The organism is Mycobacterium sp. NPDC004974, assembly GCF_053600815.1.
The window spans coordinates 1-1,158 of the sequence record NZ_JBSGAQ010000034.1; the positions used below are offsets into that span (position 1 = coordinate 1).

Sequence of the window (1,158 nt, forward strand, 5' to 3'; positions counted from 1 at the left end):
AAACCATGGTTTTGGGGGGTTCTCGCGTCTGCTCGGCCAACTGGGGTGACGACGCCGACCGATGTGCTGAACACCCCGGAGTACGGCGGCGCGGCCCGGGCCGGCTGGTACTCAGGACGTGCGGTGGCGAAGGTCTCCGGCGGCTTCCAGACCAGGTACGGACCCGCACACAACGAAATCGCCCAGAACACATGGTGTTCTGGGCGATTTCGTTATCGCGTGTTGTTCGGCTTAGCCGAGCACCCGCTGCAGGTCCGGAACCATGGCCTGCAGCTCCCGGGCCCAGTAGGCCCAGTTGTGCGTGCCGTTGTCCGGGAAGTTGAACACACCGTTGGTGCCACCCGCGGCGATGTAGTTGTCCTGGAAGGTGCGGTTGGTCTTGATGGTCAGGCCTTCGAGGAAGGTGGCAGGCAGGTCGCCGCCGCCCAGCTCGTTGGGCTGGCCGTTACCGCAGTAGATCCAGAGGCGGGTGTTGTTGGCGACGAGCGTCGGGATCTGCAACATCGGGTCGTTGCGCTTCCAGGCGCTGTTCGGGTCTTCCGTCGGACCCCACATGTCGTTGGCTTTGAAGCCGCCGGCGTCACCCATGGAGATGTTGATCAGGAACGGCCACCAGCCCTCGGAGGGGTTGAGGAAGCCCGACATCGAACCGGCGTAGATGAACTTGTCCGGGTGGTAGGTCGCGAGAATCAGCGAGGCGGAGCCTGCCATCGACAGACCGATCGCGGCGTTGCCGTTGGCCGCGACGTCGCGATTGGCGGCCAGCCATGCCGGCAGCTCGCTGCTCAGGAAGGTCTCCCACTTGTAGGTGACACAGCCGGCCTTACCGCAGGCCGGCGAGTACCAGTCGGTGTAGAAGCTGGACTGACCACCGACGGGCATGACCACCGACAGACCGCTGTTCAGGAACATCTCGAACGCGTTGGTGTTGATGTCCCAGCCGTTGAAGTCGTCCTGGGCGCGCAGGCCGTCGAGCAGGTACACCGCGTGCGAACCCGGCCCACCGCTCTGGAACTGAATCTTGATGTCACGGCCCATCGACGGCGACGGGACCATCAGGTACTCAACCGGCAGGCCCGGCCGGGAGAATGCCCCCGCGGTCGCCGATCCGCCGGTAACGCCGATCAAGCCAGGCAGCATCAGGGCTGCCACAGCCGC

The 1,158-nt window shown here is 64.9% G+C and carries 2 protein-coding genes; both read right to left on the reverse strand.

Features of this window, described 5'->3' with window-relative positions:
* On the reverse strand, window positions 1-191 hold a 191-nt coding region (locus ACWEFV_RS32345; protein WP_450073118.1), incomplete at its 3' end, for a hypothetical protein.
* A gap of 40 nt (window positions 192-231) precedes the next feature.
* Window positions 232-1,158 (reverse strand): esterase family protein (locus tag ACWEFV_RS32350; protein ID WP_450073119.1); only part of this gene is annotated, 927 nt, incomplete at its 5' end.